The organism is Marinobacter alkalisoli (genome assembly GCF_045449855.1).
GTDB lineage: Bacteria > Pseudomonadota > Gammaproteobacteria > Pseudomonadales > Oleiphilaceae > Marinobacter.
Genome location: NZ_JBJJLC010000048.1, coordinates 105,955 through 121,979 on the forward strand (window position 1 = coordinate 105,955; position 16,025 = coordinate 121,979).

Consider the following 16,025-nt stretch of genomic DNA (forward strand, 5'->3'; position numbering starts at 1 on the left):
GCGTTAAACCAGTTTTTCCAGTTTCGAGATCAGCCCTGGTTCCCAGTCTTCCAGGGCCAGGCCCCGGGTCTGCTGGTGCAGATCCTGAATCTGCTGGCCGGCAAGGGTTTTCAGCCCGTTGTCTTTCAGCAGGCGGGCACTGGCAAGCCGCCAGTGGAAGCGCTCCCGCGGTTCCCGGGCGCCGGCCAGGCCGTCTTCCAGCAATTGCATCGCTTTCGCCAGGCCTTTCTGGCCAGCCAACTCCCGGGCCTGTTCATAGGCCTGCTCCCAGGGACTGGCGCCACCGGCAACACCCGCCTTCGCCGGCGCTGTCTGCATCCAGTCCGCCGCTTCCGCGCACAGAAACGGCGTGCCGTCGTTAAATGTCATATCCGCCAGCTGCGGTAACCGCTCGACAAAGCCCAGGACGGATTCCCGTATCGCCTCGGCACAGGGACCATGGCCAAGCGCATCGGCCACGCCCGCACTGAGCCAGTGACCATCAAGCCAGAACGGGCTGACCGACAGGCTCTGCTCGATACGCTGCCACAGTTCCACATCCGGGGCCTTGTCCAGCGCCTCACGGTACTCGGCGACCCGATCCGCACTCACCGCCGCCAGGTCGGTTTTTACCCCGTCACGGGAAGGCGGTACTGAGGTAATTCCCTGCCAGATCGCGTAACGGCGTAACTGGTAGCCCAAGGGTGTATCCGGCTCGGACGCCACCAACAGGTCCGCCACTTTCAGCAGGCTCTGGCGGGTCGCCCGTTCGTTTGCGGGATCCAGGGTCAGCTCCCCCAGAGAGGCCCGCTGTGCCGTGTTGATGGATGTAGCGGCGGCGCTGGTGGCCGGCTTTGCCGACGGCTGCTCTCCGGTGGCGGCCGGCGCCGGGTCAGCCGGCAATTTTTCTACGCCGCGCTTGATCTCGTATAACCCGTCATCCGCCAGTTCCCGATCCCCGGCCTGGCCAATCAGGTTGTCGATCATCCCTAGGCAATAACTGCGACCATCCCCCACTTCACGGTCAAACCTCAGTGAATCCACTTCCTTGACGGCACGCTGAAGCATTTGGGTAAACATCATTCTGCGCGCCCGCTTACCCTTGTCACCCGGATAGGGCCAGGCCTGCTCCCACCAGGAGTCCAGTACCTGGTGCAGCAGGAACAGGGAGAGCGCATAACGCTCGCCATCGCCGCCCCGCTGCAGGCTCAGCAGCAGGAACCCCAGTACTTTCAGGTCTTTGCTCCGGTCCGACAGCAGTCTGAGGGACTCACTTTCAACCTTGCTCCAGTCGATCTCGTTATGGGCCAGCGAGCCCACTTTCATGATCTCGTCTTCGAGGAATTCAAGGGTGTCGTCGTCAGCCAGCGATTCGCCCATGTAGGACTCGCCACCGAGCGTTTCCAGCACCTGTTCCACATAGGGATGTTGTTCAACAACCTGCATTCGAATCTGCCTTTCGATCGTTTCCAGTTCAGTTACCAGCCGCACTCGGCGCGCAACGGTCGGATGGCGTCGCGGAAGCCTTCCAGGTCGAACATCAGGCCATCCAGGGCGCCATGGGAGGAGCTGATCCGGGCATCTCCCCGCCCCAGCAGCGCCTTGGCAACCCGGATGGCCGGCAAGCCGCGACCGCTGCTGACAACGAAGCCGTTATCCCGTACCCGCCATGCATCCCGTTGCGCGCCAAAACCGATACTCACCCGTTCGGCCTCCAGTGCCGCGGGCAACATCAGGGAAAGCTCGGTGATGTTGTTATGGCACTGCAAGGCCAGGATCGGGCGTGGTGGCTGGCTGCCCAGCGCACCCAGCGTGACCAGTTGCCCGGCACGATCCCCGGTGTCCCGGTAGAGGGGGCCTTCACCAGGCTCCCTTGCCTGTTCCTGGGCGTACGCCTGCAGCCATCGCTCTGGCCGGTTAGCCTCCGGTGCGCCGGTGACACTTGTCGTCTCGAGGGGCGTGCCGAATACCGAATCAAAACAGGCAAGGCGCTCCAGCCGCTGGGATTCCCGGGTACATTCCCGGGCGTCGTCCAGCTGGCTGGCCGCAACCGGTGCAAACCCGCTGATAAGCAGTGTTATGGCCAGCCAACAGCGAAGGCTGGGGAAATGAGCGGTCATCATTCTTCAGATACCTGATATTTAAGGCATTTATGGGCCAGGGTGCGCTTCGGCAAGCCGAGGCTTTCCGCCGCCTGAGCGCGATTGCCGTCGTACTGTTTCAGCCGTTCGCGGATCACCGCCGCTTCGAAAGCCTGGGCGGCTGCTTTAAGGTCACGGATGTCATCGGCTACAGGGACCCCGGGCAGGGTGGCCGGTATAGCCTCCCCTGAAACCGGGCCTGGTTGGTCGGAGAACAGGTCGTCCAGGCGCAGCACTTCCGGCTGAATATCGTCGCCAACCGGTGTCTGCAGGCAGGCGAATTCCAGAATATTTCTCAGTTCGCGGACATTGCCCGGGAAGGCATATCCCGACAGGGTATGGAGCGCATGACTGCTGATGCCCATGGGACCGGCCCCCTCCCGCTGCTGGTACAGGGAAATAAAGTGCCGACACAGCGGTGCCAGGTCTTCCGGCCGGTCGCGAAGCGGGGTAACCCGAAGGGGAAACTGGCTCAGGCGGTAGAACAGGTCGCGGCGGAAGCCTCCGTCTTCGATGCCTTGTTGCAGCGGCTGGTGAGTCGCGGCCACCAGGCGGAAATCGGAGTGCTGTTCCTGCTGGGCGCCCAGTGGCCGGAACTGCCGGCTCTCCAGCACTCGTAGCAGTTTCGACTGCAGCGCCATGGGCATGTCGCCAATTTCGTCCAGGAACAGGGTGCCGCCGTCAGCCTGGGCCAGCAGGCCCTCTTTGGCCTTGTCCGCCCCTGAAAACGCGCCTTTGGTGTGACCGAACAGTTCGCTTTCCAGCAGGGTGTCGGGGATGGCGGCGCAGTTAACGACCACCAGCGGACCATTGGCGCGGTCGGAGAATTCGTGGATGCCCTTGGCGACCAGATCCTTGCCACAGCCGGTTTCGCCCTGCACCAGCACGGAGAGCTGGCTGCCGGCGGCGCGGATGATTTGTGACCGCAGGTTGACCATGTCGGCGGAGCCGCCCACCAGGCTACCAGCGAGTTGCTCGCAGCGGCGGCGCACGGTTTCGGCATCGTGGAGGTGGTCCAGCGAGCGCTTGAGCAGGCGCCGCTGCCAGACCTGGTCGCGGTTCTGGAGCTGGCTGACCCATTGGTGGGTAAGCAGCTGTTTGAGGCCCTGGTACAGCGGCATGGAGGTGATGCCGTCCCACTCAGGCTCATCGTGGCAGAGCACGAGAATACCCAGCGTGCGGCCGTCGTCGCCCTTGATAGGTTCGAGCCAGAAGGAGCGCGGACGGTCGCTGGCGTCCAGCAGGGCCTGGAAGCCGCTGTGGTCGAGGCGGTAGCTGGCGGCGCGGGTCAGTTCCCGGGGTTTGCAGCTTTGCAGTACGTGGGCGAAGGGGTGGCTGAAGTCGCCGCAGTCGAATTCGCCGTGTTGGTCCAGCTCGGCGCAATGGAGGGTGCGGCCGCTCAGGTCCAGTTCCAGCGCCCAGCAGCGGGTGAGGCCGAAGGCGTTTTCCAGCTGTCTGGTGGCGGTTTTCAGCAACGCCGGCAGGTTGTCCTGTCGGATCAGTGCCACCGCCATATCGATGCCGGTGTGCAGTTCCGTCTGCATCCGTCCCATGTTTCTTTTCCCTGAGATGTTGAGTTCGCCGATCGCGGGCCCTGTGGTTCGGCTTTCCAAAACACGCTGTGAATACATCCCTGTACGCTCCGCTCCGCCATCCATGGCTCCGCAGGGTATTTGGAAAGCCGAACCACAGGGCCCGCTACTTCCCAGTTGCCTTAAGCAACAACCCCGGTGAATTTCTCGTTCTCTACGCCTAAAGTGACACTTTTAACCGGTTCTCTTGCTGCCAGCTTCTCCAGCAACGCCAGTGAAACGGGTGGCAACAGCTCACCTTCAATAATCGACTCCAGCATCCTCGCGCCGTTTTCGCTTCTCGTCGCACGGCTGCGGATGGCTTCAACCAGGCCGTCTTCCAGCACCACTTCGGTGTGGTAGCGATTCTTGATCTGGTCCGCCAGGCGCTCGAGTTTGTCGCCAACGATGCGGTTAAGGGTGTCTTCGCCCAGCGGCAAATAAGGCACCACTTCCATGCGGGCCAGCAGCGCCGGTTTGAAGAAGTCGGCCAGTTCCGGATAGAGGGCTTCTTCAATTTTCTCCGGTTCTTCGGCGTGGTTGACGATGGTCTGGTAGCCGAGGTTGGAGGTGAGGAAGAACACCACGTTTTTGCAGTCGATCAGGCGGCCTTCGCCGTCTGCCAGTTCGCCCTTGTCGAAGGCCTGGTAGAACAGGTTGAGGACTTCCGGGTGGGCTTTTTCGACTTCGTCGAGCAGCACCACGGAGTAGGGTTTCTGGCGGATGGCTTCGGTGAGGATGCCGCCTTCGCCGAACCCGACGTAGCCCGGGGGTGAGCCGATCAGGCGGGAAACGGTGTGTTTCTCCTGGTATTCGGACATGTTGATGGTGGTGAGGAACTGGCGGCCGCCGTAGAGCAGTTCGGACAGTTGCACCACGGTTTCGGTTTTACCCACGCCACTGGGGCCGGCCAGCAGGAATGCGCCCATGGGGCGGCCCGGGCGACGGAGGTCGGCGCGGGCGGTGAGCAGGTGCTGGTGCAGGCTGTCGATGGCGGTGTCTTGGCCTTTGATGTGGGCCTGCAGGTACGCCGGCAGGTGGGTGATTTTTTCCAGTTCATCGGTGGTCATGCGATTGACCGGGATACCGGTCCAGTCAGCAATGACTTCGGCGACCTGTCGGGAGTCTACCCGGGCGTGGACCAGCGGTTCGTCGGCCTGCAGTTCGGCCAGTTCCTGTTCGATGGCGGCGGCCTCGCTTTTCAGGTCCGGGCGTTCTTCGTTAGTGGCCTCAGGTTCTTCGCCGGAAGTGCCCTCAACGGTTTGGTCGTCGGTCAGCAATTGCTCGCGGATGTCCACGAGGCGGTTGACCAGTTCTCGCTGGTCGTTCCAGCTCTGCTCCAGTTCCGCGGTTTCTTCCTCAAGCGCGGCGATCCGTGCTTCCAGTTCGCGCTCGCGGTCGGCGTCGACAGTCTGGCCCAGGGTGTGTTCGCGGCTGAGCAGGTCCTGTTCCATGGCCAGCTGGTGCAGTTCGCTGCGCACGTGGCTGAGTCGACGCGGCGGGGTGCTCAGGTTAAGGCTGACCCGGGCGCAGGCGGTGTCCAGTACGTCGATGGCTTTGTCCGGCAACTGTCGGCCAGCCAGGTAGCGGGCGGACATTTCGGCAGCGGCTTTGAGGGCGCTGTCGGCGATCAGTACTTTATGCGCTTTTTCGTAGACGGTGCGCAGGCCACGGAGGATGTGGACCGCTTCGCCCGGCGTCGGTTCGTCCAGGGCCACCGGTTGGAAGCGGCGGCTCAGGGCCGGGTCTTTTTCGAAGTATTTCTTGTACTCGCGCCAGGTGGTCGCGGCGATGGTCCGCAGCTCGCCACGGGCCAGGGCCGGTTTCAGCAGGTTGGCGGCGTCGGAGCCGCCTTCGCTGTTGCCGGCGCCGATTATGGTGTGGGCTTCGTCGATGAACAGGATGATCGGGGTGGCAGAGCCTTTCACGGCTTCGATAACACCCTTGAGGCGCTTCTCGAACTCGCCTTTGACGGAAGCGCCGGCCTGCAGCGCGCCCATGTCGAGGGTCCACAGTTCCACGCCGGTCAGGCGCTCCGGTACATCGCCGTTGACGATGCGCAGGGCGAGGCCCTCCACCACGGCGCTTTTGCCCACGCCGGCATCGCCCACCACGATGGGGTTGTTCTTGCGGCGGCGGCAGAGGATGTCGATCATCTGGTCGATTTCGGCGTCGCGGCACACCACCGGGTCCAGCTTTCCGCCACGGGCCAGCGCGGTGAAGTCGGTGGCGTAACGCTTGAGCGGGTCCATGTCGGTCTCGGCCAGCGGCGCCTTGCCATCGCCCTGTTCCAGTTCCGGGCGTTCAGCGGAGCCGACGGTCATGGCATCGAACTGGCGACGCAGTTGTTCGCGGTTGATGTCGCGCAGTTGCTGGCTGACCCGGGGCATCAGGTAACGGTCCGCGTTCATCAGCAGGGCGAGGAAAATGGCACCGGAACGCAATTCCTTGTGGCCCAGTTCGGTGGAAGCCAGCAGCCAGGCGTCCTGCAGCAGGTCCACCAGCAACGGTGAGAACGAGGGATAGGGCTCCGCCGTCTGGGGCTCGCCATTGAGGCTGTCGCCCACCAGGGGCTGAAACTCCAGGTGGTTGATGCCGGCATGGTCCAGAATCTGGCGCACGTCGGAGAACGGTGTTTCCAGCAGCTTGAACAGCATATGGGCCGGGGTGATTTCCGCGCCCTGACGGCTGATGCAAAGGGCCGCAGAGGATTCCAGCCCCTGGCGGCAAATGTCGTTGAGGCGCCCGATCAGCGCCGGCAGTTCTACCCGAATCACAGTGATATCCTTATTTCGGTAGTTGTTCCAGTACGCTGAGCACATCCCTGATGCGTTCGTTCAGCGCCATGTTGTAGAGCGAATAGATTCCGGCCATGGCCAACACAAACAGGCCGCCAATCCCCCAGATCGGCAAGCCGCTGCGCAGGTGGTTGCGTGCCGGGGTGACATTCGCCAGGGCATCCGCCAGGGGTTGGTCCTGGTCGTTGTCCCGCAGGCTTTTCAGCTGTTCGTGAAGACCACGGATAATGTCCTCGTATTCCTCGCGGCCATTGGTCATGACCTTGTAGCGGCCCTCAAATCCCAGGCACAGGCACAGGTAGATAAACGCCAGCATGTCCCGGTAGCGCGCCGGTTCCCGTTCCATGCGGGAGAGGATGGCGAAGACCTTTTCACCGCCCCAGGTTTCGTTGTGGAAGCGGGACAGCAGGGAATGCTGGGACCACACGCTGTGCGCGCCCCAGTCCGTACCCAGCACTGCCTCGTCGATGAAGGCGCAGAGCACGTAGCGATAGGCCACCACCGTCGGGCGCTCATAACCCTGCTCCACCAGTTCCCGGTCGATGGCTGCCACTTCGTCCACCACCTGCCGGTACAGCGTTTCCACTTCCCGGAAATCCGCCAGCCGGCGCACCCGGATGACCAGGCCCAGCAGCGGCGTGGCCGCATCGATCAGCCGGTTGTCTTCCAGACCACGAAGCTGGAACTGTTGGTTGGCAAAACCCTGGCTGACGGCGCGGTCGTTGTCACCGCTGTCCGCAAACATCAGGTCACTGAACGCACTGCCATCGGTTTCCATGTTGCCATTGGGTGAATCCATCACCGGTGCATCTGCCATGATTTAGCTCCTGATTGCCCAGAACTGCATTTCCATACCGGGGAAACTGCCGGCCACGTGGAAGGCAAAACCGCTGGCGTTGTCGAGCATCTGCCAGGCCTGGCTCTGGTCGTCCAGACGGAAATACACAAAGCCGGCGTGGTACGGCAATTGACGCGGCGCCACCGGCAGTGCCGACAGCGGGATACCCGGCAACTGCAAGCTGATCAGATCGCGAATCTTCTCCACCGAGGCCACCTTGCACTGCTGGGTGAACTGCTTGCGCAGGTCGTCCAGTGGCATGTCTGCTTTCACTGCCAGGATGAACTCCGCACTGCTCGGCAAATGGGTATCCTGGATGGGCGCCACGGTGAGGCCGTACTGCCGCTCCTGCAGCTGGATCGCCAGTGCGCGCGGCTCCAGAACCGTGCTCAGGGACTGCCTTAGCACCTGCATCAGCGGCGTGAACGACGCTTCCGGCAGGTCATGGTCGTAGGCCGCGTATTCCCGGGGCAGCCGGTTTTCATCGGTGAACGTTACCAGCTCACCGCACAGTTCCAGCAGGGCCTCATACAGCCGCTCGGGGTGGAGCTGGCGCAGGCGGGCCAGGTGCATGAAGCGGGGGTGGGCCCGGTTGAGCATCTGCAGCAGCATGAAATCCGCCACATCGGCGACGCCACCCTGCCCCGGTGCGCCGACACGTTCGGCAATGTTCCTTGCCCGTTCCTTCATCAACCCTGCCATTTCGCCGACGAACCGTTGAAGGCGCGGAGCCGCCCGCACGCTCAGCATGGTGGGCATGAAGTTGGGGTCCATCACCAGGCTGCCGTCCGGGCGTTTCTCCAGGATCCGGCCGATGGCCAGGGCGGCGTAGGCGCTACGGTCCTCACGCTCCAGCATCAGTCGCGGCGCCACCCGTGCCACATCAATGGCATGGGCGTCTCCGTCAATGGAGTGCAGGTCACGGACTTCCTCGGTTTGGGCACGAAACCGCCCGGAAACGGCGGCCTCCGGCCATTCCACTTCCGCCAGGGCGTCGCTGCTCAGGGGCAGCGCCAGATACACCACCTGGTTGGCGACGGACGCGTCGGTGATTTCCAGTGGCTCCGGCGTCACGTCATCCTGGGGCAGACTGAAACGGGTTCCATCCGGAAACAGCCCGCTGGCATGCACCAGGCCGATACGTCCGAAACTCAGGTATTCAGCGTTCAGTTCCAGATCGCCAAAGCCGTACAGGTAATCCGAAATCGCCAGCGCCCGTTCGTTGATCTGGTGTTCCAGGTATCGTTGTTGCTGCTGGAAGTGCTGGGGTTTGATGAACAGCCCGTCACTCCAGACCACTCGATTCATGACAGCCATCAGGATTCATCCGATCTTCTGAGTTGAACTTCCCGCTCGCGCAGGTTGACCAGCAGGTGATAACGACCACCAATGGGATCCACCTTCACCACTTTCTTCCACTGGGACAGGTTGGGGTAGGCATAGAACGCGATGATGCCGATAAAGCGCGTATCCTCGCTGATCTCGAACGGTTCGATAAACCGGAACTGCCCGGGCACCAGGGAATAATCATCGTGATCGATGTAGTTCTGCCCCAGTGAGTCCTCCAGGTCGTTCAGTAACTGGTCAAAATCCCCGGCCATCAGCATGGATCTGTCCCGCATTTCGATTACCTGGAACGCAATCGGGGTCGGCGCCAGCGACTCGTTCGGGTTCACGTCCGGCTCCGCCAGCATGGTGAGATCCACGCGGCTGGGCAGATCCTCTGGATAGCCCACGGGGATATCCGGGTCCCACAGTACCTTGGCGGTTTTCGAGACAGCGTTGTAGGGTGTGCTGCACCCCACCATCGCAAAGACAACGGCCAGTAAAATCCCTTTACTGTATTTCACGACAGATTCTCCCTCTGTAGTTGACGCAAGTGCTGGTCGTAAGCCTGTTCGAACACCTCCTGGAAGAGACGCTCAAACCCCTGCTGACGACTGGATTTAAGTTCGCGGTAATAATGCTGGTACATGTCCCAGGCCCAGCGGCCTTCGTCCTCATGCTGCTGCAGCCCACGACGGTAACCGTGGAAACGGCGCAGCAGGGCCTCCGGGGAAAAGGCGTGAAGGATGGCGTCCAGCGCTTCGCTAATGGCTTCGCTGGTGGCGATCTGATGGTGACGCAGACTCTGCAGGCTCTCGCTCACGGCGGCTGGCGCGGACAGGTGAACGGGGCTGCGCTGGCTGGCAAACAGGGTCTGGACCGTGTCCTGGTAGGTCTGCCCCAGACGCAGCGGGTTGTCCTCAATGGGTTGCAGCCGCGTGCGCAGCGCCTGGTGGCGGCTGTCCTCGCCCTGGTGTAGCGCCAGCAGGCCCTCCACCGTGGCTTTCAGGGTCTGGCCGGCCTCTTCCAGGAACAACCGCATCTCGTCGCTGTCATCAAAGCCCAGTTCGGACTCCATGCCCTTGAGCAGCGGCGCGCCACTGATGTGCTGGCGACTCTGGTCGGTGGCTTCCTGTTTCGTTTTACGGGGTAGTTGTACTGACATCCTGTCCTGCTCTCCTTGTCTGACCGGCAGTCCGACCGCGACATCACGATGTTCCCGGTATTCATCGGTTACTTCACCCTCGGTAGCGAACCATTCGGGCTTGCTTGCCAACAGATCCGCCTCGCGGGTGCTGGTCTCTTCCGACTGACTGGTGTCATCCGACGCCCAGTGATCCAGCGGATCCGTGCTGACCGACTGCCCCGGGGCCGGCGCCAGCCCCTGCAAAGGCTCATGGCCCGCGGTTTCCAGCTCCCTGCCCTCTCCCCGGACCAGCCCGCTTTCCTCCACATCCACCAGGGTACGATCCTCACCCTCGCCGAACGGAGCCGGGCCGGAGCCGCTCTGGCGACCGCGCATCAGCTCGGCGCGGATCTGGTAACGCCCGATGGTGATGGTGTCACCGCTGTTCAGACGCGCCCGGCGACCACGGCCGATGGGTTGGCTGGCGCTGTTGATATAGGTGCGGCCACTGCGATCGATGAGGCAGAATACCCCGTCAATGAATCGCACCTCGGCGTGTCCAGCCATGGCCCCGGTGCGATGAGATGACAACTTCCAAGTGTCGTTCTCCGCGGTGCCAATGGATCCCCCCGCCATGGTGAAAACATGCTGCGGCACCAGGCCGCTGCCCATGCTGGCCGGGTTGCTGATTTCCAGCTTCAGTGACTGACGTTCATCCATGTCCGGTTTCCTTGTCGTTGGCTCAGCGGCGAATCTGGAGGCGAACCGCCGGCAGCTTGCGGGCCTTCTCCGGGGTCAAAAACGAATTCCAGCCCAGCCGTACTTCTGCCCCTGTCTGCATCGGCTTCACATCTTTTGGCCGCATCTGCAGTTCCAGGTCGTAGGCCAGTTGTTCCCGGGTGGTGAACTCCACCAGTTTCACCAGCCGCTGATGGTCCTTGCCATTGGGCAGGAAGTCGGCAAAGCGCTGACGATCCAGGTTGCGAATGCGCAGGATGAATTTGCCACTGCGATCGCGGATACCGTTGCCGACCAGTGTGTCGTGCCCCAGCGCCGCGTTGGCACGCCCCAGCTGTGTTTGCTGGTCGTCCGGGATGGCCACCCGACGCAACACCCACTGCTCGATACTGACGTCATCCAGATCGAAACAGTGGGCAACAATGCCGCTGACCACTTCCGGAGAACGACTGCGGCCGGCCATCAATCCGGCGTAGGCCAGCATCTTTGACCAGTTGACCGGGGTTGCGTCCCGCAGGCGGCTGTCGCCGAGGCCCACCAGGGCGAATATGTGGTCGGAAAAACCGTCCGACGCGCCGGGTCTGAAACGCACGTAATAGCGGTACTTGCGCCAGGCCCGGTGAAACAGGGTCACCAGCCGGTGATTGAAAAAGTCCAGGAAGTGACGGCGAATGCCCAGCTCCTGACCCGCTTCCCAGGCCAGATCTTCCAGGTAGTAACCGGGCAGCGGCGACTGCGATCCGTGCAGCCCCAGAAAGCTGACTTCCATCTGGTAAGGCGCGTGCTCATGCTCCGGCGAGAACGCCGAGACCACGTCGCTGCCCGGGAACCCCAGCCCGGCCGATGCCGAGAAGCGAATGCGCTCACGCCGGGGCAGGTCATCCTGGGACCGCTCGAGGTCATCCCCGTGGTGCCGGTGAATCAGATCCACCAGCTGAAAGAAACTGTAGCGCCGTGCGTTGCCCAGAACCGGCTGCAGCTCGGCTACATCAGCGGCTGCTGACCTTGCTGTAACGTCCATGTATACCGTTCCTGATTGTCTGTATTCACCACTTCCAATTGGTGAAAGGCGTTAATGCTCGCGTAAAGCGCAAAAAACTGGCTGAGAACCGTGCCAAACAGGTACAGATCGCCTTCCGAGGCGAACGCTGTCTGGTCCAGCTTCAGTACTGACCGAATCCCCCGCACCGGCAATCCCCGCACCATGCGATCCACCGGTGAGGTTTCTATGCCCGCAATGCCGGACAACCGCTTCTGGGACACGCGCTCGGCCTGGCGATCCACCAGCGCACGGAAGTCGTAAACCCGCAGCACCGTGCGCAGAGCGTCCACATCCAGCATGGACAGGTAGTTCAGCGACAGGTTGGAGATCAGCGTCCACAGCAGGCTGCCGTCCAGCGTCGGCCTCAATGTGGCCGTGGGCCGGGTAATGTTGCTGAAGGTGGCGAACGCCGGCGTACTCTCCGTCGCCATGCAGATCTCCCCCACCGCCAGTTGGCTCGGCAACTGGCGGTTGGTGCAGGTGAGCGTCAGGGAGATGGCTTCCTGGCGACTCAGGCACTCGGACTCGTCGCCCCGCACAAACGACATGTAATGATCAAAGCCATCACCGCGAACGCTGTCCCGCGCCCGCACCCGGTAATACAGTGCGGTGCGGCCACGATCCCGTTCCACTTCGTGCTGAAAGCTCTCGAACGCGGTATAGATGCGCGGTTCGCCCCGCCCGGAGCGGCCTTCCAGCCAGCCTTCCACCTGTTCGATGCTGAACACTTCGTAGTGATCCGGCGAGCGGCTGGAGGGCGAGATCCGGTATTCGGTCTGCCGCCCGTTCAGGTCTACCGGCTCCGCTTCGTGGGTGAACAGGTTCACCGCCGGCGTGCAGTAGAGCTGGAAATTCTCTTCCCGCACTTTGGCGTCCGGCGGCAGGATCCGGCTGAAATGAAACCGCAGGCTGATCTCGTCCGCCTGTACCGCCGGCAACCGCCGCGCGAGGCCGTGGATATCCACGAATCGGAAGGCCTCGGGGAAGCTGAGGTACTCCTGCAATATCCGATAACCCGGGTAGGCGTTCTTCGGATACGGCAGCAACCCTTCGTCATTCCCGAACCCGACCGGTTGTAGCAGGGACGCCGGCAAACGGTAGACGGATTCGCCCACCACCAGTTCAATCCGTTCCAGGTAGTGGTTCAGCCAGAGGAACAGGGTTTCCGCAATATGGCTCTCGCCACCCAGGTAGAACCGCAGGCTGTCCATTCCCAGTGACGACAGCGGTTGATCGGTATGCAACGCCAGATCCACGGTCACGGAGGATACTTCCCTCGAGTGCTCGGCGTGCGCCGCCGCTACGCTCACTGGATACACGTCGACAGCGCGGCAGGTACGGAACCGGCACTGGGTCTGGCGGGTGGCATCGCCCAGCGGTCGGCTTTTGATTTCGGTATGCCGGTCTACCCGCTGGCGCTCGCTGATGGAGTGCAACTGCGGATCAAACCGCATGATGGTGCAGCTTGGCACCGGCCGCAGGTAGTTCGGCCACAGCATGTTCAGCAGCGAGTGGGTAATCTCGGGGAATTCGTCTTCGACTTTTTCGCGGAGTTTGCCGGTCAGAAAGGCAAAGCCTTCCAGCAGCCGTTCAACGTCCGGATCGGTGCTTTGCTCCGACAGAAACCTTGTCAGCTGCGGATGGGCATCCGCGAATTCCCGGCCTTGAAGCCTGAGAAAACTTAACTCGTCCCTGTAAAATCGGTTCAACTTCATAACTACTGCACCAGTCTGGGTCCGAGGGGGAGGGGGATGCTTTTCTTCTGGGAAAAAGAACTCGCTGCGCTCAGACACCTTTATTCCCGCCAGAAAAGCATCCCCCTCCCCCTCTCATCCTTGCCCGCTACATCACTCGATAGTAGCGCTTGTCATCCAATAACAAATCGATGGTCGTCTTATCGTCTTCCGAACCAACGCGAAGGTAGACCGTCACCTGAAACCGCAACTGCAAGGGGTCTGGCCCCTGCGGCAGGTTGACGACATCCACCCGCTTCACCCTGGGTTCAAACTTCTCAATGCACTGTCGGATCGCGCCGCGGATCTGAACGCTCAGATCGTGAGTGCCGAGCGTGGCGTCGTTGAAGTCCAGCAGGCCCAGGTCCGGTACGCTGGCGCTGTTACCCGGATGGGCATTCAGCAGGCGGACCAGGTGGCGTTTGATGGATTCAACAACGTGGGAGACTTCCCCCATGCTCTGGCCGGCCGGCTCGGCGGCCTGTTCCAGTCGTTCGAACAGGCTGCCGCTGCTGGCCTGCGATCCGTCGCTGGCCGGGTGATTGAACACGGATTAATCCTTGTCCAGTCGGCCAACCAGTGACAGTTCGAAGTTGGCGCCCATGTACTTGAAGTGGGGCCGAACCGCCAGGGATACCTGGTACCAGCCCGGATCGCCTTCGACGTCGGATACGGTCACCTGCGCCGCGCGGAGCGGGCGACGGCTGCGGACATCCGCCGGCGGATTTTCCTGGTCGGCGACGTACTGGCGAATCCAGGTGTTCAGTTCCCGCTCAAGGTCCTGGCGCTCTTTCCAGGAACCGATCTGTTCCCGCTGCAGTACTTTGATGTAGTGCGCCAGGCGGTTCACGATCATCATGTAAGGCAGTTGCGTACCCAGCTTGTAGTTGGTTTCCGCTTCCTTGCCTTCCTTGGTGTTCGGGAACTGCTTGGGCTTCTGCACCGAGTTGGCGGAGAAGAACGCCGCGTTGTCGCTACCCTTGCGCATGGTCAGGGCGATGAAGCCTTCGTCGGCCATTTCGTATTCGCGACGGTCGGTGATCAGCACTTCGGTCGGAATCTTGGCTTCCAGCTGGCCGAAGGATTCGAACAGGTGCACCGGCAGGTCTTCTACCGCACCGCCACTTTGCGGGCCGATGATGTTCGGGCACCAGCGGTACTTGGCAAAGCTTTCAGTCAGGCGTGTGGCCAACAGATAGGCGGTGTTGCCCCACAGGTAATGCTCGTGGTCGCCGGACACGTCTTCCTTGTAGTTGAAGCTGCGCACCGGGTTTTCAGTGGGGTCGTAAGGCACCCGCAGCAGGAAACGCGGTGAGGTCAGGCCCAGGTAGCGGGCATCTTCGGACTCACGCAGGGAGCGCCACTTGGCGTATTTCGGGCCTTCGAAGACCGCTTTCAGTTCCTTGATGGCGGGCAGTTCCTGGTAGCTGTCAACGCCGAAGAAGGACGGCGCCACGGACGACAGGAACGGCGCATGGGCCATGGCTCCCACGGAGGACACGTACTGCAGCAGTTTCATGTCCGGGGTGGACGGGGTGAAGGCGTAGTTGCCAACCACGGCGCCCACGGGCTCACCGCCAAACTGGCCGTACTCGGTAGAGTAAATGTGCTTGTAGAAACCAGCCTGGGTGACATCCGGGGCGAACTCGAAGTCTTCCAGCAGCTCGGTCTTGGTGGCGTGGAGGATGTCCACTTTGATGTTCTCGCGGAAATCGGTGCGATCGACCATCAGCTTCAGGCCCCGCCAGGACGATTCCAGCTCCTGCAGCTTGGGCGCGTGCAGGATTTCATCCATCTGGGCGCTGATCTTGCGATCCAGCTCGACCACCATCTGATCCACCAGCGCCTTGTTGACCGGCTGGCCTTTCTCATCGCTTTTCAGCAGGTTGGCAATAAAAGTCGCCACCCCTTTGCGGGCCACATCGTAGCCTTCGTCGGCCGGCGCCATTCGGCTGTTGGCCATGACCTGGTCCAGCAAGGACCCTTCCGCTACGGATTCGGAGGCAGCAGATTGCTGCTCAGCAGTGTCAGACATACCACATCCCTTCAGTACGTTTTGAATTAAGTCGGAGATTGACGGCGAACGTTCGGTTATTCGTCGCTGTCTGTGGCCAGTTCCAGTTCGGCCAGCAGTTTGTCCCGGGCGTCGTCATTGTCCAGCAGTTCCTGCAGCTTGGACCGGAATGACGGCACGTTACCCAGCGGGCCCTTGAGGGCAACCAGGGCTTCGCGAAGCTCGATGAGCTTGTTCAGTTCAGGTACCTGGCGGGCAATGCCATCCGGGGAAAAGTCGTCCAGAGTCTGGAATGCCAGGTTCACCGGCAGTTCGTCGGCGTTGTCATCCAGCTGGTTGGATACCGTGGTGGTGAGGCTAAGATCGGCTTCCTTCATGACAGAACGGAAGTTGTTCTTGTCGACGGAGATGGCCTTTCGGTCCTCGATGGGGGTTTCTTCGGGCTGTCCCTTGAAATCACCAACCACGAACATTTTCAGTGGCAGTTCGGTTTCAGCCTGCTGATCACCAGTGGCGGGGACATATTTGATATTGATGCGCTCTTTCGGCGCGACGGAACCGTCTTTTGAAGACATGCGCTTGCTCCCTGTGCAAATCATTTGCAGTAGTTCAATCCCTGATGCGTACCGTCCTGCTACGCAACGGTCAAAACTCTACACAGGATGATATCCATTCTCAAGCAAAAATTGGCCAGCGCATGGCAAAAATGTGCGCCCGGG

13 protein-coding genes are annotated in these 16,025 nt (G+C 61.7%); all 13 read right to left on the reverse strand.

Going from position 1 to position 16,025, the window contains the following annotated elements; genetic code table 11:
- Positions 1 to 3: 3 nt before the first annotated feature.
- The 13 genes from tssA to tssB all read right to left on the reverse strand — a co-directional run bounded on the left by tssA (position 4) and on the right by tssB (position 15,881).
- A complete protein-coding gene (gene tssA / locus ACJO5Y_RS17825; protein WP_406989096.1) occupies positions 4 to 1,425 on the reverse strand; it encodes a type VI secretion system protein TssA in 1,422 nt (473 codons plus the stop codon).
- A gap of 32 nt (positions 1,426 to 1,457) precedes the next feature.
- A complete protein-coding gene (gene vasI, locus ACJO5Y_RS17830; protein WP_406989097.1) occupies positions 1,458 to 2,102 on the reverse strand; it encodes a type VI secretion system-associated protein VasI in 645 nt (214 codons plus the stop codon).
- Positions 2,099 to 3,664 carry a sigma-54-dependent Fis family transcriptional regulator gene (locus tag ACJO5Y_RS17835; RefSeq protein WP_406989185.1) on the reverse strand — a complete coding sequence of 522 codons (1,566 nt, stop codon included), beginning with the start codon at positions 3,662 to 3,664 and terminating at the stop codon, positions 2,099 to 2,101. The genes vasI and ACJO5Y_RS17835 overlap by 4 nt, the downstream gene beginning before the upstream one ends.
- Before the next feature lie 170 nt (positions 3,665 to 3,834).
- Complete coding sequence (gene tssH, locus ACJO5Y_RS17840; protein ID WP_504928341.1) at positions 3,835 to 6,468, reverse strand: type VI secretion system ATPase TssH; 2,634 nt, start codon at positions 6,466 to 6,468, stop codon at positions 3,835 to 3,837.
- 10 nt (positions 6,469 to 6,478) lie between these two features.
- Positions 6,479 to 7,306 carry a type IVB secretion system protein IcmH/DotU gene (gene icmH / locus ACJO5Y_RS17845; protein ID WP_406989101.1) on the reverse strand — a complete coding sequence of 276 codons (828 nt, stop codon included), beginning with the start codon at positions 7,304 to 7,306 and terminating at the stop codon, positions 6,479 to 6,481.
- Between the two features lie 3 nt (positions 7,307 to 7,309).
- On the reverse strand, positions 7,310 to 8,644 hold the full coding sequence (gene tssK, locus ACJO5Y_RS17850; RefSeq protein ID WP_406989102.1) for a type VI secretion system baseplate subunit TssK: 1,335 nt from the start codon (positions 8,642 to 8,644) through the stop codon (positions 7,310 to 7,312).
- On the reverse strand, positions 8,644 to 9,177 hold the full coding sequence (gene tssJ, locus ACJO5Y_RS17855) for a type VI secretion system lipoprotein TssJ (protein WP_406989103.1): 534 nt from the start codon (positions 9,175 to 9,177) through the stop codon (positions 8,644 to 8,646). Before tssJ ends, tssK begins: the two co-directional genes overlap by 1 nt.
- Positions 9,174 to 10,499, reverse strand: a complete 1,326-nt coding sequence (tagH, locus tag ACJO5Y_RS17860; RefSeq protein WP_406989104.1) for a type VI secretion system-associated FHA domain protein TagH — start codon at positions 10,497 to 10,499, stop codon at positions 9,174 to 9,176. Before tagH ends, tssJ begins: the two co-directional genes overlap by 4 nt.
- 22 nt (positions 10,500 to 10,521) lie before the next feature.
- Complete coding sequence (gene tssG, locus ACJO5Y_RS17865; RefSeq protein WP_406989105.1) at positions 10,522 to 11,538, reverse strand: type VI secretion system baseplate subunit TssG; 1,017 nt, start codon at positions 11,536 to 11,538, stop codon at positions 10,522 to 10,524.
- Positions 11,502 to 13,274 carry a type VI secretion system baseplate subunit TssF gene (gene tssF / locus ACJO5Y_RS17870; RefSeq protein WP_406989107.1) on the reverse strand — a complete coding sequence of 591 codons (1,773 nt, stop codon included), beginning with the start codon at positions 13,272 to 13,274 and terminating at the stop codon, positions 11,502 to 11,504. The genes tssG and tssF overlap by 37 nt, the downstream gene beginning before the upstream one ends.
- Before the next feature lie 127 nt (positions 13,275 to 13,401).
- Positions 13,402 to 13,842 carry a type VI secretion system baseplate subunit TssE gene (gene tssE / locus ACJO5Y_RS17875; protein WP_406989108.1) on the reverse strand — a complete coding sequence of 147 codons (441 nt, stop codon included), beginning with the start codon at positions 13,840 to 13,842 and terminating at the stop codon, positions 13,402 to 13,404.
- Between the two features lie 3 nt (positions 13,843 to 13,845).
- Positions 13,846 to 15,327 (reverse strand): type VI secretion system contractile sheath large subunit, encoded by a 1,482-nt coding sequence (gene tssC / locus ACJO5Y_RS17880; RefSeq protein ID WP_406989109.1) that lies wholly within the window; start codon positions 15,325 to 15,327, stop codon positions 13,846 to 13,848.
- 56 nt (positions 15,328 to 15,383) lie between these two features.
- Positions 15,384 to 15,881 (reverse strand): type VI secretion system contractile sheath small subunit, encoded by a 498-nt coding sequence (gene tssB / locus ACJO5Y_RS17885; protein WP_406989111.1) that lies wholly within the window; start codon positions 15,879 to 15,881, stop codon positions 15,384 to 15,386.
- Positions 15,882 to 16,025 lie beyond the last annotated feature (144 nt).